The following is an 18441-nucleotide window of genomic DNA, read 5'->3' as shown; positions in this document are numbered from 1 at the left end:
CCGGCGACTGGCTTGCCAGAGATAGGTCATGAGACTGCCGCCTTGGCTGTGGAGATTCCTTGCGAGCCGGAAGACGAGGGTCGTCCTGCTTTCTTCTCCCTTCGCCATCTGTCTGTCGGTATTGCTCTTCTACTTCGCCGCGAGCTGGTGGGGTCGGTCGCAGGCCGAGCGGCTCGTCCGGGACATGGAGTCGGCAGGATACGCTGTCGATCCCGTGAAATATTGGGTTCCCGCGATCAACCCGCAGGAGGACCTTTTCAGCGATCCCGTATATCTGAAAGAGCTGCGTGATCCGAAGCTGGTCCGGCCTACAGACTTGGCCAGTTTCCCGCACGGAGCCGAGCCTGCTCTCGCCCGGCTGTCTGACGTAGGAAGTTGGTTCGATCCCCGGATGGCCGATGAAGACGCCGCTGCAGCCTTGTATCTGCACAGACAGCAGGAAGCGGTGGAGCGGCTGGAGGAGCTCCGGCCCGTCCTCGCCCGGAGCAAGGAGGCAGTGTGGCCAGCGGGGCCTGACGTCGATTTTCCCAGCGTGAGTAAGGCGATGCAGGACTTGGGACTATCGTCATTGGCAGCAGGCCAACTGGCCCTTGCCCAGCTCATCCTTGGAGAAAGCGATGAGGCCGCAGGAGCCGTGAAAGCCATGTTGGACGTCTCGCGCCTCATGCTGGAGCCAAAGCCCAATCTGTTTTCTTTGACTCTCGCCCGATTCTCCATGGAGGCCGCGATAGCGGTCATCTGGGAGGGGACGATACGTGGAAGTTGGACCGACGACCAATTGAGAGAGTTTGACCGTGCATTGGCAGGACTTCGACCAAGGCAAGCGGCGGTGAAGGGCCCTTTGGGAGAGATTGCCCATCTGCGGCCTGATATCCGAGGGATGATTTCTAATTACCCACAGGCCCTCCCGAGCGTGAGCGGGAGCTGGTTCAGCGGCTGGAGTTGGGACCGGGACGTGATCTGGGAGAATTCAAGGGAGATCCTGACGGACCTTCAGCCGTCCGGCTTGGAGCTAGCCTCCAAAGCGAAGGCGCACCGTGAATTCCTCGACCGCGCCATCCTTTTTGACCGGGAATCGAAGGACCACTTCACGCGGGAAGATTTCGAGTCGTTTCGCGAGCTGAGAGCATCATCGGTCAACCGCAACTCTCCCCATTCCGCCGATGCATTTCTATTGCTGAAGCGGTATGCCGAAGAAGGGCTCCTGATGGATGCCAGAATTGCACTGGCACGCACGGGCATCGCTCTGGAGCGACACCGGCTTCGGGAGGGAAATAGCCTATACCCGGCGAAACTTGAGGCACTTGTGCCGGATTTCCTGCCCGCAGCCCCGATGGATCCCTTCAGCGGTGAGCTGTTGCGCTATCGTCTGCAGGCCGATGGCACGCCGCATGTCTGGTCAGTAGGCGAAAACTTCACGGACGATAGCGGCATGCCACACCAGGATTTCGAGGAGGGTGATCTCATCTGGATCACCCGGCCCATTCCCGGCTTCACGGAGGAAGACCTCCGCCGCTGAGCGATCCCTCGGCCCTTACTTACGCCGGCGGCGCAGGAGCAGTGGCAGGGTGGCGAGTCCGAGCAGGGCGGACGAGGGCTCCGGCACGACTTCTGCGGCCTCGACCTGGAACATGCTCTGGAAGAGCGAGACACGGTGGACGTTGTCCCGGTCGGAGAAGGAGTAGAGGCTGAAGGACTGGATCGGTGTGTCCCCAAAGTTGATATAAGCGCGGTAAGCGGGCGCGTTGTTCGGATTCCCCGCCGGGCCGGAGAGCACGTAATTCAATGACTGCCCGCTGCCCGCCGCGATGGTGTGGATGCTGAGGCTGGAGCCGAGATTCTGGGTGAAATCCGCATCAATGCCGCTGCCCACAGGTCCGAAGGATTGACCCTCAAAGGCTTCTGCGGCGAGCGCATCACGAAATCCATCTCCCACAGACAAGTTCTGCTTGTCCGAATCGATATCATCGATTCCCAGGTTCCGCAGGATCACCGGTTGTGAGAAGGTGAAATCCCAACGCTGGTAGTTAAGCAGCGTGCCGTCGAGGTCGTTCGCGTCTTCCTTCGTCGCGATATTGAAGCCCGTGGGGTTTCCAGAGGTTACCAGGGTCAGGTTTCTCGTTCCCACCATGGCATCTCCGGAGAGGCTGCTGTGGAAGTTCATCGTGATCCCGTCCTTGGTGACGGACCCGGAAGTGGCACCATTCTGGTAGCCCGTCTGTGAACCGGACTCATGGGTCCAGACGTCCGTGATGAAGGAAAAAGTGGTGACGGTGGCAGCGTTGAGAGATGCCGAGACGAGGGTAAACGCGGCCACGAGGCCGGAGGCAAGACGAGTGTTCATCGGGGGAGGTTGGGGAGAATGAACTCGACAGAAGTGACTGATTCCTACCGATTTGGCAATCCCAATAAATTTTCTGAGGGAAATTCCCAGACCCACGTCCGTATTAGATGACAACGAATTCAGAATTTTTCGTACCATTACAAAGTGGCGACGATTCTGCCGAAGAATTAGATTGCGACTTTACCGATGGATGAAATTTAAATAACTATTAAACGAGCAATCCCCGCACCGCTGTAAACCCACCCATTCCCCTTTCTCTCCTCTCCTTCCCCTTTCCCCATGCACTTTGATCCTGAGCAATTGCGTGTCTTCTCGGCACTGATGACAGAAGGATCGACTTCCCGGGCTTCCCTTGAGCTCCGGACGAGCCGTTCCAATGTCCGCCGTATCTGGCAAAACCTTGAAGAGCAACTGGGTGAGTCGCTCTTCCTCACCCGTGACAATGGCGAGACGGAGCCGACCACCGCCGCTCGCCGTCTCGACCGCGAGATGAATTCCCTCCTGGAAGAAGTCCGCCGCTTCGAGGCCACCATCCGGAAAATTCACCAGAATGGCCGCGTGCTGCGCCTGGGTGCGGACCGGAATCTCTTCAATACCGGGCATTTCGGCCGGATCTTCAATACCCTCCGCCACGACCCTCGCTTCCGGATCTCCTTCCTGGAAGTGGGCGCGGACGAGGGGAAGGCGGCCGTGGAGTCCGGTGCGTGCGACCTGCTTTTCTCCATCGAGGGCGTGCCAGGCCGTCGCCTGGAGTCGCGTGAGTTGCCGCCGATGGCGCTCGATGTCGCGTGCTTTCGCGACCGGGAAGACCCGTCTCCGGTCCAGCCGGAGGAACTCTCGAACTGGAGTTGGTCGCTGGCCACCATCACCGGCGAGAACCGTGCGCTGGATACGCTGAACCGCATCCGGAAGTCAGGCGGTGGCGAGGGCCACCTTTGCTCGCAGCATCATTTCATGCGCTGGGCGGAGAACGCCAAGTCCGCGGAAGAAGATGCGGTCGTCTGTGTGCGGCCGGTTTCTTTCCGTCGGCTGCCGCAGGTGACCTTCCTGCCGCTCGGCGTGGAGGCGAGTTACCCCCTGAATGTTTCCTATCTGAAGCAGCACCCCTACGAGTTCCTGGAAACGATGGTCGGTCATGTGGACCGTGCGCTGAAATCCCCCGAGAATGGACTTCGATCTAGCGAGTCTTGAGACCTTCGTCCGCCTGGCGGACTGCGGCAGCTTCTCGGAGGTGGCGCGAATCCAAGAGATCTCCCAGCCGGCGGTGACCTTCCGGGTGGCCAAGCTGGAGTCCGTGATCGGGCTCCGGCTCTTTCAGCGTCATCAGGATGGCATCCAGCTCACGCGGGAGGGGGTCACCCTGCTGGAGCACGCGCGGAAGATCCTGCACGAGCATGACGCGCTCGGCGTTCGCATGTCCCACTTCCTCCGTGAGGCCCACGGCCGGGTGAGGGTGATGGTGGACCGCTCCGAGGCCGGGGACCGGCTGGTGGCATCCTTGAAAGCCGGCCCGTCTGCCACGGAGCTGGAGGTGATACGCCCCTCTCCCGGGCAGGAGTGGGATGCAGCACTGCGCGAGCATGTGGTGGACCTCGTGATCACCGGCAGCTTCCTCCTCCACGCGGCCGACCAGGCCTCGATCCAGCGCTACGATCTGGAGCGGCAGAGCGGCTCCACCCTCGCGTGGAATCTCGACTACTTCGATTTCGACCCCGCGCGCTTCCAGTTCCCGGAGGTGCTGCGCTCCGCCATCCTGGTGCCCAGCGATTCCCTGGTGCCGGGTTACCGCCCGTTCCTGGAGAAATGGTGCCTGGAGACCTATGGCCTCCTCCCGCCTGACATACGCTCCTTCGATGACGAGGCCTCCGCGAGGGATGCCTGCATCGCGGGGCTGGGCGTGATGATTTTCCCCGGGGATGCCGACCAGCGCATGAACCTCACGCAGACGGGGCTCGGCATCGTGAAGGCTTTCGAATTCCTGCTGCCGGATGCCTTCAGCTTCTCGATCTTCATCCGCGTCGGCGAGAGGCAGCCGCTTGTGCTCCAGACCGCGATGCGCATCGGCGACATCCACGCGAAGCAGCATCGCGCCGCGTGAGTCATAGTGACCGCTTTCCGTTAGATCGGTGGCAGGCCGGTTTCCGGTCGTTAGAGAGGGGACGAGATGAAGGTCTGCATAATTTGCCGGTTTATCGGGTGATAAGGCAATAGTCCCGGTGGCGGGTTGCCGCTGAGGAGCCCTGCACCCATGGTGCCGCCGCGTGAGACGATTCTGTTAAGTCTTTGCGTGACAGCACACCGGCGGCATCGGAGTTCATCCGGTGCCGCCGGCCGTCTTTCTGGAAGTAGCGATGGGCTATCAGGCCGTCAGCGGCGGCGGCACGCTGCCGGGAGTTGGATCGGTCACCGGGTCGGCGGCTTTTTCCGCTGCCGTGCGTCCTGCACGCGCCCCGCGGCGCAGGGTCTCGCGCAGGCTGGTGGGCATCAGTTCCTTCGCGAAGCATGCCGCGAAGCAGGCGCCGAAGGCGGCCCCGTAAGCCAGGTCATGAGCTGCCCCGGAGAGGGCTTCCTTGAGCTTGGGGGCCGCCTCCCGCGCGACAGATTTGGCATCGTCACGCGCAGTGTCGAACGCCTGGGAAAAGCTGGTGTAGCGTGGCGTCCTGGAAGAGGCGCTGCCGTGGGACGTGTCTGGAGATTCTTCGAATGCATTCATGATTGTTCGCCTGTGATGATTCACGATGTGCGCCGTGCGCGCGATGGGAATTCCGCGGTCAATTTCGACCCGCGGGGAAATTTGCCAAATCGACTTTGAATAGATCCGGGAAGCTCCCGTCGAAGCTCGTGAATCGAATATTCACCACTATGAAAAAGCCGATCATCCTCTTGGCAGTTGCCTTGGTTTCTCTGTTTGCCGCTCCTGCCGCTGAAGCCCGTGGCCATCACTCGCGCGTCTATGTCAGCTTCCACCGCTCGTGCAGCGGGCCTGCCTGGGTGGAGACCTACATCGCCTACTACGACCACTGCGGGCATCCCGTCTTCCGCAAGCGCGTGGTGCCGGTGCGTCACCATCATCGCCCTGCTCCGCGGGTCGTGCACTACGGTCATGGTCACGGCCATGGCGGCTACAGCCGCGGCTGCCGCTGATCCCGCCCCGGTGTCATGACCATGATGGCCCGGCCACGGCTCACGCCTTGGCCGGGCTTTCCTTTCACACACCCCATCACACCTCATGCGCCGCCCATCGTCGCGGCTTGCATGAAGGCTTGATGAGAGGCGTGTGAAATCCTTTCTGTTAGAGCCATTTCACGCGCGCACGATCCTCGCGCGCAGCATCACATCCGGGCCGAATTTCCGGAACGATGCATCCTTCAGTGATAGTCCCTCGGGAAAGCCCACGCCCGCAACCGCAGGCAGCGGCCCGCCCGCGGCGAGCGGCGCGAGGAATGCCACCCACTCGTCGATGAGGCCGGCTTCTAACAGACTCGCGGCGAGCCGCCCGCCGCACTCCACCATCACGGAGGAGACACCGCATTCCCTCACCAGCTTTCGCAGTGCTTCCTCGGGATGGCTGCGATCGTCGATCAAGGTGCGGTCCCGGTGAGCGTCGGTGAAGAGCGGTGCATCCATCGGCAAGCTGGCTGGGTCCGCGGTCAGCACCAGCCGCCACGGCTGCAGCCTGCCTTCCAGCAGATCGGGATCACGCAGGTCGAGCCGCGGCCGGTCCTTTCGCACGGTCTCGCCGGAGGTCACCATGGCATCCACTTCGGCACGCAGGCGCTGCACTTCCGCGCGTGCTTCCTCGCCCGTGAGCCACATGCCCTCGCCGGGCGGAAGCGTGATGCGTCCGTCGAGGCTCATCGCCGTCTTCAGCATCACCCATGGTAGGCCGGTGAGCTGCACCTTGGTAAAGGCGCGGATGAGATCGGCGGCTTCCTCCGCCAGCACGCCGCGGGTCACCGCAATGCCATTCTTTTCCAGCAGCGAGTCGGCGCGACCCGCGTGCGCGGGATTCGGATCTTCCGCCGCGTAAACGACCCGGGCCACCCCGGCCTCGATCAGGCCGTCCGTGCAGGGCGGCGTGCGCCCGTGCGTGGAGCACGGTTCCAGCGTCACATAGACGGTCGATCCCTCCAGTGCGTCGTCCCCGTGAGTGGCCCTCACGGCAGCCATCGCCTCGCGCTCGGCATGCGGCCGGCCTGCCCCGCGATGCCATCCCGCACCGAGTTCCACCCCGTCCTTCACCACAACGGAGCCCACCGGGGGATTCGGAGAAGTGCGCCCGACACCCTTCCTCCCCTCCTCCAGCGCCCGCTGCATCCACCGCACGTCTTCACCTTGCATGGACATTGAAAGGCCATTTTCCGGAAATCTGCGCAAGCCCTTGGAATCACAGTTGATGTGGATGCCTCTCACCGTCAGTTTCTCAGATGAGTGGTAGTCATCTGGATTGCCATCTCTTCCCAACCTGCAACCCGCGTTATGAAAAAACTCATCCTCACGCTCATAGCGATCACCGCCATCCCCGCCCACGCCGACAAGGCGTCCGAGATGTACCAGGCCGGTATCGACGCCATCCGCGATGGCGACGTCCAGACGGCCGAAGCCTCCTTCCGCGCAGCGCTGAAGCTGCGCCCCACCTACGCCGACGCCCGCTATCAACTGCTCGAGTTGAAGAACCGCCGCACCGCCATCGTCGCGCGCGGCCGTGCGAAGAAGCTCTCCGAATACACCATCGATCAGGTGGAGTTCGACCGCGTGGAGCTCTCCGAGGGACTCGCCGCGCTCGGCATCATGGTGGAGAAGAAGTCGGACAAGAAATTCTCGCCGAACTTCATCGTCCAGGATCCCTCGAACAAACTCGGCGAATCCCTCGTGACGCTGCAGGTGAAAAGCGTGCCTGCGAATGCCGTGCTCGACATGCTCGTGAAGCAGGTGGGCGCCGTGGTGAAGTACGAGGAGCACGCCATTATCATCCGCCCCGGGAGCTCCGCGAGCACGTCCACCCCGGCGGTCGAGCCTGCCAAGAAGTAGGAGCAGGCCTTTCCAGCTATCCTTGCCCATGACCCTGAGTCCGCCCACGCTGCACGGCGTGGGCGGACTTGTCGTGATCACCGGGGGCGAGGGCGGGCTGGGCCGGTCCCTCCACGCGGCATTTTCAGCGGCAGGCCATGAGGTGCTTTCCCCCGGCCGCCGCGAGCTGGACGTGACGGATCCGGAGGCGGTCCGGGATTTCTTCCGCAGTCACCAGCCGGAGCTGCTGGTGTGCAATGCGGGCATTACCCGGGATGCTCCCCTCGCCCGCCTCGATGAAGCAGCTTGGGATGAGGTGCTCGCCGTGAATCTCCGCGGGGCCGCACGCTGCGCCGCCGCCGCCTCGCGCTCCATGGTGCGTGCACGTCGGGGCCACATTGTTTTCATCTCCAGCTACTCCGCGCTCCATCCGCCCGCGGGGCAGGCAGCCTATGCCGCGGCAAAGGCCGGGCTCATCGGCCTGGGGAAAAGCCTCGCCCGGGAGCTGGGCCCCGCCGGGGTCCGCGCGAATGTCATCCTGCCCGGCTTCCTCGAGACCCGCATGACCGCCACGCTCTCCGCGGAGCGGCGAGAGCAGGTCCGGCGGGATCACGTGCTGGGCGACTTCAATACACCGGACGCGGTGTCCTCCTTCCTCGTCCACCTCCACCGGCACCTCCCCCACACCTCCGGCCAGGTTTTCCAGCTCGATAGCCGGATCGGCTGAAAATGCTGGATTGACCGATTCCGCCGGACCCCTACGTTACGCGCCCATGAAAGCCCGTCTTGCCGCTGCCGCCGCCGTCGCCCTGCTCGCGTCGTGCAGCAATGCGTATCGAAGCGCGAATGCCACCGCCGGCCGCTCGCTCCAGACGGCGAACCGGACCTATGGTGAAGTCGCGCCTACCACGGCCCGCACCTATGACGCCGTGAATCGCTCCGGCCAGACGGTGGGTCGCACCGCCTCCACCGCCCAGCGCACCTACAACAATGCGCCCGGCACCGTGCAGCGCACGCAGGGCAGTCTCAGCCGTGCCCTCGGCGCGGTCGGTCGCTCGATCTATTGATCTTTCCTCCCGCTCAGCCGCTGACGCGCCTGCCCTCCGGGATCACCTCGAAGCGTAGCCAGCGCGTCTCCGGCGGCAGCAGATCCGGGAAGAGATCCGCCCACTCGGCGATCACGATTCCCGGCTCGTCGAAGAATTCGTCCCAGCCGATTCCCAGCAGCTCGCCCTCGTCCTTCAGACGATAGAGGTCGAAGTGGAAGAGCGGCAGCCGCCCGCCGCGGTATTCATGCACCAGTGCGAAGGTCGGGCTGGTCACCTCGCCCGCGTAACCCGCGCCACGTGCCAGGCCTTTCACGAAGCGCGTCTTCCCCGCGCCCAGCCCGCCCACCAGCGCGAGCACGCTGCCGGGCTCCAGTCCCGCCGCGATTTCCGCGCCCAGCGCTTCCATTTCCGCCTCATCGCGCACCACCCGCTCCATGCCTTTCAGGAAGCCGATCTATTTCCCCGCGTCGATTTCAAAAAAATCCCTTGCGGTATTGCCGGACCCGTGGTGATCTCCCCGCCCGCCCGGCTCCCGGGTGGCCACCATCCCTTTTCAGCCATGGCGTACGCAGTCATCAAAACCGGCGGTAAGCAATACCGCGTCCAACAGGGCGACAAGATCGACGTCGAGAAGCTCGACGCCGAGGTCGATGCGACCCTCACTTTCGACGTCCTCATGGTCGGTGAAGGCGGCAGCATCAAGCTGGGTGCCCCGCTCGTCGATGGCGCCAGCGTCACCGCCAAGGTGGTCCAGCAGCATCGCGGACCGAAGGGCGTTGCCTTCAAGTTCAAGCGCCGCAAGGGCTTCCACAAGACCAAGGGCTTCCGCCGCCACCTTACCCAGTTGGAGATCGTCTCCATCGCGGGCTAAGCTAATCTCCTAACCACTCTCTCGTCATGGCTCACAAGAAAGGTCAAGGCTCCGTCAAGAACGGTCGCGACTCACGCTCCAAGCGTCTCGGCGTCAAGAAGTTCGGCGGACAAGCCGTCATCCCGGGCAACATCATCATCCGCCAGCGCGGCACCAAGTGGCATCCCGGTGCCGGTGTCCAGATCGGCCGTGATCACACCATCTTCGCCGTCATCGAAGGCCGCGTGTTCTTCGACAAGGATGGCCGCCGCGTGAACGTGGGTGCCAACGCCTCCGCGAACTAAGCGAAGCGAAACGAAGCTTTCCAAAAGCCGCCTTCCCGCAAGGGTCGGCGGCTTTTTCGTGCCTGCGCGGAGTCCGGTCCCTACCGGGGCGCAGCTCTACCGGGACCGCGGAATTCATTCCGCTTGGCAGGTAGGTTCGCCCGTCCGGTGAAGCGGGATGATCTCCCCCGCCCCGCGGGCCAGACCCGACCGAGAACACTGACTATCTCGCTGGCGGCACACCGAAATAGGCCGCCTCAATGGCGCGACGCCGACGGATGGCCAGAAGCCATTTGGTGAAGCAGAATAGAAGCCCTGGTCCGAAGGTGAGGAACAGTCCGCCAGTGGTCCACGTCAGTACTCTGATCGGGGTGGCCTTCTCCCTCATGTAATCCGGATCGGGAAGGTCTGAACTCATGATGATCTCCTGGATGAACGCTTGGGTGAGATAGCTGGAGATGGCCCAAGTCACCATGCCGAGGCAAAGGCCTGCCGTGCAGCCGACCGTTCTCCAGAACCAGCGTTGTTCGTTGGTGCGGGTCGCCGATGGATTCATGGAAGGCCCGATGCTCATTTCTATCGAACCTGACCGGGATTGTTTCCCGGCGTCGAACTGAATCTCCGCCGCTGACGAATGGCGAGAAGCCACCATGCAAGGCAAACGAGAAAGCCGGAGGACAACAGGATGACGACCGCCCGCGAGGCATCGAGCCACGGATCTGTGGCGGAAAAGTAGGCATCAACTTCTGGGAGGTAGTCGCCATCCGCGATCACCAGCAACTCCGCCATTCGCTTGTGGACGATATGGCTGAAAATGAAATGCCCCGTCCAGGCCAGCGAAAGGGCTGCAAGCCAGCCGCAAGCCCACCAGAAGGCGCGTTTTTCCTCAGACAATGACGGGGCGGACGCGCTCATCTCATCTTATCGGGGACGGCAGTTCGCTGAAATGGGTCCTTTCAGGGACACGCCGGTGAAGGATGGTCGGCAGCCATTCCTCCTTTTTCCGAGCAGCGGCCCGTTCCGGGGATCCCTCTCCATTCGCATCGCCGGATACGCTTTCCGTCCACGCTCCTGTCAGCTCGAGCTTTCAAGTCTTGAGTCTTGCGTCTGAGAGTCTTCTGTCTCTGCCTTTCCCCATGTCCGACCTCGCCGCCGACCTGAAAGCCCTGCTCCTGAAGAAGTCCGTCCGCACCGGCACCTTCACCCTCGCCTCCGGCAAGGAGAGCGACCTCTACATCGACTGCCGCGTCACCGCGCTCGATCCCTTTGGCGCGAACATGATCGGCAAGCTCGGCTGGGCCGCCGTTCGTAAAAAGATTGCTGAGGAAAACCTGAATATCGACTCCATCGGCGGCATGACCCTCGGCGCGGACCCCATCTCCCTGTCCGTGGGCATGGCCAGCGCCGTGGAGCATCCGGAGGAAGCGCTGCAGGTCTTCACCGTCCGCAAGGAGCCGAAGGGCCACGGCCGCGGCAAACAAATCGAGGGAAATTTCGCAGAAGGCCAGACCGTGATCGTCGTGGACGACGTGATCACCACCGGCGGCTCCACGCTGAAGGCCATCGACGTCATCGAGCGCGAGGGAGGCAAGGTCGCCTTCGCCCTCGTGCTGGTGGACCGCGAGGAAGGCGGTCGCCAGGCCATCGAGGAGCGTGGTGTGCCAGTCATCGCCCTCTACTCCCGCAGCACGCTGCTGGGTTGAGGTGGGGTTGAGTAGCGGGACGACTTCGTCGTTCCGTTAGGGGCGGCTTGAAGCTCTGTGGAAAGGGTCGCCTCGCGTTTGGCGAGGTGGCTTTGGAGTTTGGTAAAACAGGCCGCCTCCGCTATTTAGAGGCGGCCTTGGAGATGTGAGGCGGGTGGCGTTCTGCTGCGCGCCCCGCCCCGCCGGAAGGACGCAGTCCTTCCGCTACGTGCGCCTGTATGCCAGCAGTAGCGGGACGACTTCGTCGTTCCGTTAGGGGCGGCTTGAAGCTCTGTGAATTGGTCGCCTCACGTTTGGCGAGGCTGCTTTGAAGTTTGGTGAAACAGGCCGCCTCACCTATGTAGAGGCGGCCTTGGAGATGCGAGGCGGGTGGCGTTCTGGTGCGCGCCTCGCCCCGCCGGAAAGACGCAGTCCTTCCGCTACTTGCGCTTGGAGGCGCAGGCAGGTCGTTACGCCAGCTTCGCTTTGGCCGCTGCTTCCAGTTCCGCGAGCTTTTCACGCTCAGGCGCAGCGCCGCGGGCTTGGTCGGGCTTGCCACCGCCCTTGCCGCCGGCGATGGCGGCGAGGTCGCGGAGCAGGTCACCGGCCTTGAGGCCGTTTGCCTGGGCCGCGTCGCCGCAATAGGCACCGAGGTGGAGCTTGTCGCCGTCATCCACGATGACGAAGCCCGCTCCGGTGAAGCCCTGCTTCTTCATTCCATTCAGCAGCTCCTGGAGCAGCGAGGCGTCCGCTTCGAAGCTCGCGACGATGGAGCCACCGGCGGCGATCAGCTCGGCCAGCGCGGCGTCCGCCTGCTTGGCGGCGGCGCCGGCTTGCAATTTCTTGAAGCGCTTCTCGGCCTCGATCGCGGCCTCCTTCGTCGCTTCCAGCGCGGCGCGTGCCGCGTCGAATGCCTCATTCACCCCGCGGATGTCCGCGGCGGCGTAGTAGGACTCCACGTCCGGCAGCGGTGCGTCCTTGCCGGGGATGCCCGCCTCGCCGAGGGCCGTGAGCTTGTCATTCGCCGTGTGCAGCTTCGCCTCGGCGGCCTTGGTATCGGCGTCGAGTTGTGCGGCGGCTTCCTTCAGGTAGGCCAGCGTGCTGGCACCGCAGACGGCCTCGATGCGGCGGACGCCGGAGGCGATGGCGCCCTCGCTCTTGATCTTGAAGAGGCCGATCTCCCCGGTCTTGCGGACGTGCGTGCCGCCGCAGAGTTCCATCGAGTAGCCATTGATCGCGCCGGGCTCGCCGCCGATCTGCACCACGCGGACGAGGTCGCCATACTTGTCTCCGAAGAACTGCATCACGTCCGCGCGGCCCTTCACCTCGGAGTGCGGGACTTCCTTCCACGACACCGGGTCATTCGCGGCGATGTGGGCATTCACCTGCTCCTCCATCGCGGCGAGCTGCTCCGGAGTCACGGCGGCGCTGTTGAAGTCAAAGCGGAGGCGGTTCTCATCGACGGACGATCCCTGCTGCGCGGCGTCCTTCGAGACGACCTCGTGCAGCGCCCAGTGAAGGAGGTGCGTCGCGGTGTGGTGCGCCTCGATGGGACGACGGCGTGCGGAGTCGAGCTTCAGCGTTACCTTGTCGCCCGCGGAGATCGCGGTGGCGGCGATGACGTGGGCGCGGGCCTTGCCGACCTGCTGCACGCCGGTCACGGGGATCTCCGTGCCGGAAAGTACGAGAGTTCCAGTATCTCCCGACTGGCCGCCCATCTCGGCGTAGAAGACGGTCTTGTCCGTGATGACGAAGAGCGCGTCATCCTGCGGATGCACTTCCAGCACCGTCGCTTCGACCGTGTCGTCCTCAAAGCCGGTGAACTCGGTCACCGCGTCGGTCGAGATGTCGAGGGCGCGGACGATTGTGGTTTTCTGTGCGGCTCGAGAGCGTTCTTGTTGCTTCCGCTTAGAGTCCTCATATCCTGAGATATCGATGCCTAGTCCTCGCTCAGCACAAATGAGAGCAGTTAAATCAACAGGAAATCCGTAGGTATCTTCCAGTTCGAAAACGAAGGGTCCATAGAGGTTTTTGACGCGACTAATGTCCCAAGTTGAATCAGTTTGTTTAGCTAGGGTGCAAAGATCTTCAAAAGAGAGATTCTGAGCCTTTTCCTGCCAGTCGTATTGATTGCTAACGGAGGTTACGAAATCAGCACCCTCTGAGAACAGGCTATGAGTAATCTCTGTCCTGCAAAAATCTTCGAAGCGCTTTAGCCCCCGATCCAGCGTCTGGTTAAAGCTCGCCTCCTCCTGCTCCAGCGTCGCCCGGACTGTATCCTGACGATTCTTCAGTTCGGGGAAAACAGCGCCCATTTCGTTCACCAGTGTCTGCACCAGCGCGCCGAAGAACGGCTTGTCACCGGAGAAGCCAAGCTGGCGACCGTATCTAACAGCACGTCGCAAGATCCGGCGCAGCACGTAGTTCCGGCCGTTGTTGCCGGGCATGATGCCGTCGGCGATGGAGAAGCTCAGCGTGCGCAGGTGGTCGGCGATCACGCGGAAGGCGATCGCGTCCTTCATCTCGTCCGTGAAGGCGGTGCGGTCGGCACCGAGTTCCGGATAGATGTTCGAGTAGGTCTTGCCACTCAGCTCCTCCAGCTTGCGGAAGATCGGCTGGAAGACATCCGTCGCGTAGTTGCTCGGCTTGATGGAGAAGTCGGTGAAGCCCTTCGTGCCCTGGATGATCGAGCACGCGCGCTCGAAGCCCATGCCGGTATCGACGTGCTTGGACGGCAGCTCGCGGAAGGTTCCGTCGGCCTCGCCGTTGTATTGGATGAAGACGAGGTTCCAGATCTCGATGCAGAGGTCGGAGTCGTTGTTCACCAGCAGGCGTCCCGTCTCAGGATCACCTTCGGGTGTCAGGTTCACGTGGAGTTCGGAGCACGGACCGCACGGGCCGGTGTCGCCCATTTGCCAGAAGTTGTCCTTCCGGTTGCCATTCACGATCTGCACGGCGGGGTCGCAGCCCTTCGAGCGATACAGCTCCGCCCAGAGGTCCCAGGCCTCCTGGTCAAATTCACCCGGGTCGCCCGGCTTCGGCGCATAGACGGAGGCGTGCAGGCGGTGGGCGGGCAGGCCCCAGCGCTCCACGACCAGCTCCCATGCCCACTGGATGGCTTCCTTCTTGAAGTAGTTGCCGAAGGACCAGTTCCCCAGCATCTCGAAGAAGGTGTGGTGATACGTGTCGTAGCCGACATCCTCCAGGTCGTTGTGCTTGCCGCCGGCGCGGATGCACTTCTGCGTGTCCGCGGCGCGCGGCGGGTCATACGGGGCCTTCTCGACGCCGAGGAAATACGGGACGAAGGGATTCATTCCCGCATTCGTGAAGAGCAGGCCGGGCGACTGCGGCAGCAGCGAGGCGGAGGGCACGATGGTGTGCTGTTTCTCCCGGAAGAAATCGAGGAAGCTCTGGCGGATCTCGGCTGCGGTCATGGGTCGGAAAGTCGTTGACGCGGAAAGGGCGGGGACGGTGCGCGAAACGCCGCGGCGAGGCAAGCCCGGGAACAAGGCGGGATTGTCCACTTTTCACCGCTGCTGGCGCTCCAGGATCGCCAGTTCCTCCTCCGTCAGGCTCATCCGCGCGAGGATGGTCTCGGTCACTTCTGCCAGCCGGTGCAGTTGATCTCGCTCCGCCAGCGCGCCGGAGAGATCGCGCAGCCATCGCCGCCTGCCGCGCTCCTCCTCCATCCAGCCGGCAAGCACGGTGAGCTCGCCCAGCCGCGATTCGGGGACATCGGCACTGGCCAGCAGGTCGTAGGAAAGCTCCGCCGCCACGGCCGCGCGGAATCCCTGCGGCTTCCCTTCCAGCCAGGCCATCGCGCGCTCCGGCTGCTCGAGGTAGAGGCGCGACCCCAGCGCTCCCGCGGATGCCCCCTGCTCCACGCTCCCCGCAGGTGCATCCGGCGCATACCACGCGAGCGCCTTTTCCTGATCGAGGGCGAACCACGCGGTGGCCGCGGAGCGCCGGACCCGCTGCTCCCCTTCCCACGCCTCCTGGGTCCCGCCCAGATGCTGGAGGCCGGGCATCTGCGGATCGTCGAAGAGATCCCTGATCCGCGCCGCGAAGTGCGGAGCCAGCGAGGGATCGATGCCGCGGAAAAAGTCATCTCCCAGCGAGCGGCGCTGCCACTTCGCCAGCAGCCGCCACGCTTCGTCGGGGTCCTGCCCGGCGGCCTTTGCCACGATGTCCGGCGCGATGCCATCGTCGCCCCAGGTCGAGGTCGCGCGGAGGCGGATGCGGTATTCCAGCGCCCTGTCGTCATCGAGGAAGGCATCGAGCAGGGTCACGGGATCGCCTTCCGACCAGCCGGCCAGCGCGTGCTCGAAGAGCGGCTCATAGATGCCCTCGGTGACCGCGGCCTCGGCGACCAGCCATTTCAGGCCGCGCTCGGTATCCAGGTCGCCGATCCTCTTCGCCATGGCAGCCAGCAGGTCCGGGTGGCCGTCCGGCTGCGGGGCGCACTCCACCACCAGCTCCTTCAGCACCGAGGTGGGCAGAGTCCGGATCAGGTCGAGCGCGAGTTCCATTTCCTGCGGGCTGGCCCTGCCGCCGGAGACCGAGCGCCAGATCGCCCGGAGGCGCTCCGTCCGCTGGGCCACGGTCCCGGAGATTGCGCCGCGGTCCCGGCTTTTCGTGGTGCCGGGCTCGGGAGCGGTCAAGGCATGCTCCGTCGCCGGCTTTGGCACGAGGATGGCCAGACCGGCTGCGAGCAGCAGCAGCCCCGCGCCGAGACCTGCGGTGAGCCGGGGATTCACAAGTTATCATTTCGTGAATTCCGGGCGGCGGGTCGAGGAGGAAGTTTAGCCTATCCGCCCGTAGCCCTCGGCATAGCGGCGGCCGAACTCCATCAGGGCGGCGCGGCTGAAATGCACACCGTCCACGCCAGGCAGACCGTCGCTTTCCACGAAGCCGGCGCGGGGAGTCTCCGCTGCCACACGGCGGAGACCGGTGCGGACCTCATCCCGCCGGGCGATCGCGGCGGGTTCGCGCTTCTCATCTCCGAAGTGCGCCAGATCCCCGATCAGGACGGGCAAATCAGGCGAGTCGAGATCCGTGCGGAGCCGTGCGATCAGGTCCGACAGCTTCCTTGCATGCGATCGTGCCAGCGTCTCATCCAGCGCGTCCGTCTCGCCCTGATGCCACAGTACCCCGGCGAGCGTCCCGCGGGTCGAGGCCATCCGCGCGCGGGTGATGGCATTGTCGTAGATCGGTGTGCCCGGGCCGATCTGGTCGATCCCCGCCCCACCCCACGCGCATGGGACCAACCCGATGACGAGCGAGGGATCGCTTTCCAGCAGGCGGCTGGCGAAGGGCAGCCCGAGGCCGAATCCCGCGCTCCTTTGATTCAGGTGCAGAGGGTGGGACGCGGCCTGCCAGCGCATCCAGCCCCGGGGCCGCCGGGACTTCACCGAGCATTGGCCGCCCAGCACCAGCACGCGCGGCACGGGGGAAAAGTCACCCGGTTGCCAGGGATCGGACGGATGGATCGCGCCGTAGCCCGCCATGTTCGACTGCCCCATCAGCAGGAAGACGCGGAAGCCCGCGGGATCGGCAGGCAGCGCCCATGGCCCGGCGGGCGGGCGGACTCCCCTCACCCAGCGGCGGAGGAATCGCGAGGGGCCGCGCATGTCAGCCATGGCGGCCGGGGATAGAGAAAGGAGGAGAAAGCTCCACCGTGGCTCAGTTGCCGGCGGTCTCGTGCTTCACGCCGGTGAAGCGGTAGTGGCCGTAGAGCTGGTAGTTCGTCAGCGCGTTTTCCCACTTCGGGCCGCTGCCGATATCGTGCACCACCCAGGCCTCGCTGCGGCGTTCGCCGGGTCCGGGGACCACGACGCCGCAGTGGAGTTCACCGCTGGAGAGCATCCAGACGACCACGTCGCCCGGCTTGTAGTCACCGGTCTCGCGGGTGGACTTCAGCTCCGCGCCCTGGTGCTTGAAGTAGCGCTGGAGATTCTGCACCAGGCGGTGATCGATATTGCGATCGGGCTCGCGGCGCTTCCAGAGCTGCGGATAGACGGAGAAATTCTTCGCCATGTCCTCGTGGACCAGTTCCTGCAGGTCGATGCCGAGGTTCCGGTAGCTGCGGACGATGAGGTCTTCCGCCTTGCCGCGCCATTGGCCTTCCGAGGTCAGGGGCAGGTCGCCGCCGGGGTAGGAAATCGCGTAGTAGTCCGTGTCGTAGGCGCTCGGCATCTTCGTCCGCTGCAGGGCGGCGGAGGCGAGGCGCTCGCCAAATTCCAGCGAGGGAGCCAGCTCGCCGATCAGCACGTCCGCCGCCTCGATGGAGGCCACGGATTGCTGTGCGCGGAGCAGCGGTACCAGCGGCTTGCCGAAGTGCCAGGCCGCGAAGCCGGCAATCATGAGCACCACCCAGCCACCGAGGAAATTCGCCGGTTTCCGCTGAGGCTTCTTTGCCTGCGGACGCGGTCCGATGTACTCGATGGTTCCGAATTGGTTGTTGGGCCGACGACGAGCCATGATCTTTTAAGAAAAGTAAACCGAAACCGGCATGGGAATGCCACCTATTTCCCCCGATATCAGCAAATTTTTTCAGGAAATCCCGCTCTCGACCGCGGGGTGAGCGGTCCCTAGGCGTAAGGCCATGACGGTCATACGCTGTGCGAAACCGATGGTGTGGGGAGAACTGGATGTACCCCTATTTGGCATTTCGAAGGATTGGTATGGGAATGAGGTCGCACCGCAAGCCGCGTTTTGTGTTGCCGTAGATCCCCGCAACTTGTGGTTCGTGGCGAGCCACGGCAGGCCCGCGAAGCTCCACCCGGCGGCACGCCCTGCAAGATTCGTGCCGGAGCTGTGGAAGTATGACGTCGCGGAGCTTTTTCTAACAGATCCGGTCAGCGGTCGTTATTTCGAGTTCAACCTCTCGCCGAATGCCGCGTGGTGGAGCTGCGAATTCACCGCCCCGAGAAAGCGCGCGGAGGAGACGGACATCATCTTCCCGGACGTGGCCACCTTTGCCGAACTGGCACCGGACGGTGGCTGGGTCGCGGCGATGGCGATCCCGCGCGACCTGCTGGAGGCGCGGCTGGATTTTGGCAACTCCACGAAGCTCAATGTGAACTTCATCCTCGGCTCGCCGGAGCAGCAGTTCCTCAGCGCGGTGAACCTCGGTGAAGGCGAGCCGGACTTCCATCGGCCGGACCGGTTCACGACGGTGAAATTCGTCGATGCGTGACGAATTCGTCGTTGGACACGCTAT

The 18441-nt window shown here is 63.7% G+C and carries 21 protein-coding genes; 11 read left to right on the top strand and 10 right to left on the bottom strand.

Going from position 1 to position 18441, the window contains the following annotated elements:
* The first annotated feature begins 121 nt into the window (after positions 1 to 121).
* Entirely contained in the window at positions 122 to 1519 is a 1398-nt protein-coding gene (locus OKA04_RS04280) for a hypothetical protein (RefSeq protein WP_264499892.1), read from the top strand.
* A 15-nt stretch (positions 1520 to 1534) separates the two neighbouring features.
* Here the strand turns inward: OKA04_RS04280 and OKA04_RS04275 are convergent, their stop codons facing one another.
* Entirely contained in the window at positions 1535 to 2344 is an 810-nt protein-coding gene (locus OKA04_RS04275) for a hypothetical protein (RefSeq protein ID WP_264499891.1), read from the bottom strand.
* A gap of 279 nt (positions 2345 to 2623) precedes the next feature.
* Here OKA04_RS04275 and OKA04_RS04270 point away from each other — a divergent pair, with 279 nt between their 5' ends.
* Together OKA04_RS04270 and OKA04_RS04265 are read left to right on the top strand one after the other, a co-directional pair.
* Complete coding sequence (locus tag OKA04_RS04270; protein WP_264499890.1) at positions 2624 to 3535, top strand: LysR family transcriptional regulator; 912 nt, start codon at positions 2624 to 2626, stop codon at positions 3533 to 3535.
* Positions 3510 to 4442 carry a LysR family transcriptional regulator gene (locus OKA04_RS04265; protein ID WP_264499889.1) on the top strand — a complete coding sequence of 311 codons (933 nt, stop codon included), beginning with the start codon at positions 3510 to 3512 and terminating at the stop codon, positions 4440 to 4442. The genes OKA04_RS04270 and OKA04_RS04265 overlap by 26 nt, the downstream gene beginning before the upstream one ends.
* Positions 4443 to 4703: 261 nt before the next feature.
* Here OKA04_RS04265 and OKA04_RS04260 read toward each other — a convergent pair whose 3' ends face one another.
* Complete coding sequence (locus OKA04_RS04260; RefSeq protein ID WP_264499888.1) at positions 4704 to 5057, bottom strand: hypothetical protein; 354 nt, start codon at positions 5055 to 5057, stop codon at positions 4704 to 4706.
* A 149-nt stretch (positions 5058 to 5206) separates the two neighbouring features.
* Between OKA04_RS04260 and OKA04_RS04255 the strand changes: the two genes are divergently transcribed.
* Positions 5207 to 5488: a hypothetical protein gene (locus OKA04_RS04255; RefSeq protein ID WP_264499887.1), complete on the top strand. Its 282-nt coding sequence runs from the start codon at positions 5207 to 5209 to the stop codon at positions 5486 to 5488.
* A gap of 159 nt (positions 5489 to 5647) precedes the next feature.
* Here the strand turns inward: OKA04_RS04255 and ribD are convergent, their stop codons facing one another.
* Positions 5648 to 6685 carry a bifunctional diaminohydroxyphosphoribosylaminopyrimidine deaminase/5-amino-6-(5-phosphoribosylamino)uracil reductase RibD gene (gene ribD, locus OKA04_RS04250; RefSeq protein ID WP_264499886.1) on the bottom strand — a complete coding sequence of 346 codons (1038 nt, stop codon included), beginning with the start codon at positions 6683 to 6685 and terminating at the stop codon, positions 5648 to 5650.
* A 138-nt stretch (positions 6686 to 6823) separates the two neighbouring features.
* Between ribD and OKA04_RS04245 the strand changes: the two genes are divergently transcribed.
* Genes OKA04_RS04245 through OKA04_RS04235 form a run of 3 tightly spaced genes read left to right on the top strand, consistent with a single transcriptional unit; the run spans position 6824 to position 8421 of the window.
* Positions 6824 to 7375, top strand: a complete 552-nt coding sequence (locus OKA04_RS04245) for a tetratricopeptide repeat protein (RefSeq protein WP_264499885.1) — start codon at positions 6824 to 6826, stop codon at positions 7373 to 7375.
* Between the two features lie 28 nt (positions 7376 to 7403).
* Positions 7404 to 8081, top strand: coding sequence for an SDR family NAD(P)-dependent oxidoreductase (locus OKA04_RS04240; protein WP_264499884.1), 678 nt, complete (start codon positions 7404 to 7406; stop codon positions 8079 to 8081).
* A gap of 46 nt (positions 8082 to 8127) precedes the next feature.
* On the top strand, positions 8128 to 8421 hold the full coding sequence (locus tag OKA04_RS04235) for a hypothetical protein (protein ID WP_264499883.1): 294 nt from the start codon (positions 8128 to 8130) through the stop codon (positions 8419 to 8421).
* Between the two features lie 13 nt (positions 8422 to 8434).
* On the opposite strand, the gene tsaE is transcribed toward OKA04_RS04235, so the two are convergent.
* The gene (gene tsaE, locus OKA04_RS04230; protein ID WP_264499882.1) at positions 8435 to 8839 is read right to left on the bottom strand and encodes a tRNA (adenosine(37)-N6)-threonylcarbamoyltransferase complex ATPase subunit type 1 TsaE; all 405 of its coding nucleotides are present in this window, start codon (positions 8837 to 8839) and stop codon (positions 8435 to 8437) included.
* 123 nt (positions 8840 to 8962) lie between these two features.
* Here tsaE and rplU point away from each other — a divergent pair, with 123 nt between their 5' ends.
* The gene (gene rplU, locus OKA04_RS04225) at positions 8963 to 9274 is read left to right on the top strand and encodes a 50S ribosomal protein L21 (protein WP_264486029.1); all 312 of its coding nucleotides are present in this window, start codon (positions 8963 to 8965) and stop codon (positions 9272 to 9274) included.
* Between the two features lie 26 nt (positions 9275 to 9300).
* The gene (rpmA, locus tag OKA04_RS04220; RefSeq protein WP_264499881.1) at positions 9301 to 9558 is read left to right on the top strand and encodes a 50S ribosomal protein L27; all 258 of its coding nucleotides are present in this window, start codon (positions 9301 to 9303) and stop codon (positions 9556 to 9558) included.
* Between the two features lie 202 nt (positions 9559 to 9760).
* On the opposite strand, the gene OKA04_RS04215 is transcribed toward rpmA, so the two are convergent.
* Complete coding sequence (locus OKA04_RS04215; protein WP_264499880.1) at positions 9761 to 10093, bottom strand: hypothetical protein; 333 nt, start codon at positions 10091 to 10093, stop codon at positions 9761 to 9763.
* A gap of 20 nt (positions 10094 to 10113) precedes the next feature.
* Entirely contained in the window at positions 10114 to 10452 is a 339-nt protein-coding gene (locus tag OKA04_RS04210; RefSeq protein ID WP_264499879.1) for a hypothetical protein, read from the bottom strand.
* Positions 10453 to 10673: 221 nt separating this feature from the next.
* Here OKA04_RS04210 and pyrE point away from each other — a divergent pair, with 221 nt between their 5' ends.
* Positions 10674 to 11240, top strand: a complete 567-nt coding sequence (gene pyrE, locus OKA04_RS04205) for an orotate phosphoribosyltransferase (RefSeq protein WP_264499878.1) — start codon at positions 10674 to 10676, stop codon at positions 11238 to 11240.
* A gap of 449 nt (positions 11241 to 11689) precedes the next feature.
* Here pyrE and alaS read toward each other — a convergent pair whose 3' ends face one another.
* The 4 genes from alaS to OKA04_RS04185 all read right to left on the bottom strand — a co-directional run bounded on the left by alaS (position 11690) and on the right by OKA04_RS04185 (position 17699).
* A complete protein-coding gene (gene alaS, locus OKA04_RS04200) occupies positions 11690 to 14653 on the bottom strand; it encodes an alanine--tRNA ligase (protein ID WP_264499877.1) in 2964 nt (987 codons plus the stop codon).
* 93 nt (positions 14654 to 14746) lie between these two features.
* On the bottom strand, positions 14747 to 15976 hold the full coding sequence (locus OKA04_RS04195) for a hypothetical protein (RefSeq protein WP_264499876.1): 1230 nt from the start codon (positions 15974 to 15976) through the stop codon (positions 14747 to 14749).
* Between the two features lie 45 nt (positions 15977 to 16021).
* Positions 16022 to 16858: a sialate O-acetylesterase gene (locus OKA04_RS04190; protein ID WP_264499875.1), complete on the bottom strand. Its 837-nt coding sequence runs from the start codon at positions 16856 to 16858 to the stop codon at positions 16022 to 16024.
* 43 nt (positions 16859 to 16901) lie between these two features.
* The gene (locus OKA04_RS04185) at positions 16902 to 17699 is read right to left on the bottom strand and encodes a DUF1287 domain-containing protein (RefSeq protein ID WP_264499874.1); all 798 of its coding nucleotides are present in this window, start codon (positions 17697 to 17699) and stop codon (positions 16902 to 16904) included.
* Between the two features lie 259 nt (positions 17700 to 17958).
* On the opposite strand from OKA04_RS04185, the gene OKA04_RS04180 reads away from it, so the two are divergent.
* Positions 17959 to 18417 carry a DOMON domain-containing protein gene (locus OKA04_RS04180; protein ID WP_264499873.1) on the top strand — a complete coding sequence of 153 codons (459 nt, stop codon included), beginning with the start codon at positions 17959 to 17961 and terminating at the stop codon, positions 18415 to 18417.
* The last annotated feature ends 24 nt before the right edge of the window (positions 18418 to 18441 follow it).

This window comes from Luteolibacter flavescens (assembly GCF_025950085.1).
Taxonomy (GTDB): domain Bacteria; phylum Verrucomicrobiota; class Verrucomicrobiia; order Verrucomicrobiales; family Akkermansiaceae; genus Haloferula; species Haloferula flavescens.
This window is presented reverse-complemented; position numbering and strand designations above follow the sequence as displayed.

Bases quoted from the DNA above. Each gene is read 5' to 3' on its own strand.
- OKA04_RS04275 (WP_264499891.1), bottom strand. From the start codon at position 2,344: ATGAACACTCGTCTTGCCTCCGGCCTCGTGGCCGCGTTTACCCTCGTC.
- OKA04_RS04270 (WP_264499890.1), top strand. From the start codon at position 2,624: ATGCACTTTGATCCTGAGCAATTGCGTGTCTTCTCGGCACTGATGACA.
- OKA04_RS04265 (WP_264499889.1), top strand. From the start codon at position 3,510: ATGGACTTCGATCTAGCGAGTCTTGAGACCTTCGTCCGCCTGGCGGAC.
- OKA04_RS04260 (WP_264499888.1), bottom strand. From the start codon at position 5,057: ATGAATGCATTCGAAGAATCTCCAGACACGTCCCACGGCAGCGCCTCT.
- OKA04_RS04255 (WP_264499887.1), top strand. From the start codon at position 5,207: ATGAAAAAGCCGATCATCCTCTTGGCAGTTGCCTTGGTTTCTCTGTTT.
- ribD (WP_264499886.1), bottom strand. From the start codon at position 6,685: ATGCAAGGTGAAGACGTGCGGTGGATGCAGCGGGCGCTGGAGGAGGGG.
- OKA04_RS04245 (WP_264499885.1), top strand. From the start codon at position 6,824: ATGAAAAAACTCATCCTCACGCTCATAGCGATCACCGCCATCCCCGCC.
- OKA04_RS04240 (WP_264499884.1), top strand. From the start codon at position 7,404: ATGACCCTGAGTCCGCCCACGCTGCACGGCGTGGGCGGACTTGTCGTG.
- OKA04_RS04235 (WP_264499883.1), top strand. From the start codon at position 8,128: ATGAAAGCCCGTCTTGCCGCTGCCGCCGCCGTCGCCCTGCTCGCGTCG.
- tsaE (WP_264499882.1), bottom strand. From the start codon at position 8,839: ATGGAGCGGGTGGTGCGCGATGAGGCGGAAATGGAAGCGCTGGGCGCG.
- rplU (WP_264486029.1), top strand. From the start codon at position 8,963: ATGGCGTACGCAGTCATCAAAACCGGCGGTAAGCAATACCGCGTCCAA.
- rpmA (WP_264499881.1), top strand. From the start codon at position 9,301: ATGGCTCACAAGAAAGGTCAAGGCTCCGTCAAGAACGGTCGCGACTCA.
- OKA04_RS04215 (WP_264499880.1), bottom strand. From the start codon at position 10,093: ATGAATCCATCGGCGACCCGCACCAACGAACAACGCTGGTTCTGGAGA.
- OKA04_RS04210 (WP_264499879.1), bottom strand. From the start codon at position 10,452: ATGAGCGCGTCCGCCCCGTCATTGTCTGAGGAAAAACGCGCCTTCTGG.
- pyrE (WP_264499878.1), top strand. From the start codon at position 10,674: ATGTCCGACCTCGCCGCCGACCTGAAAGCCCTGCTCCTGAAGAAGTCC.
- alaS (WP_264499877.1), bottom strand. From the start codon at position 14,653: ATGACCGCAGCCGAGATCCGCCAGAGCTTCCTCGATTTCTTCCGGGAG.
- OKA04_RS04190 (WP_264499875.1), bottom strand. From the start codon at position 16,858: ATGGCTGACATGCGCGGCCCCTCGCGATTCCTCCGCCGCTGGGTGAGG.
- OKA04_RS04185 (WP_264499874.1), bottom strand. From the start codon at position 17,699: ATGGCTCGTCGTCGGCCCAACAACCAATTCGGAACCATCGAGTACATC.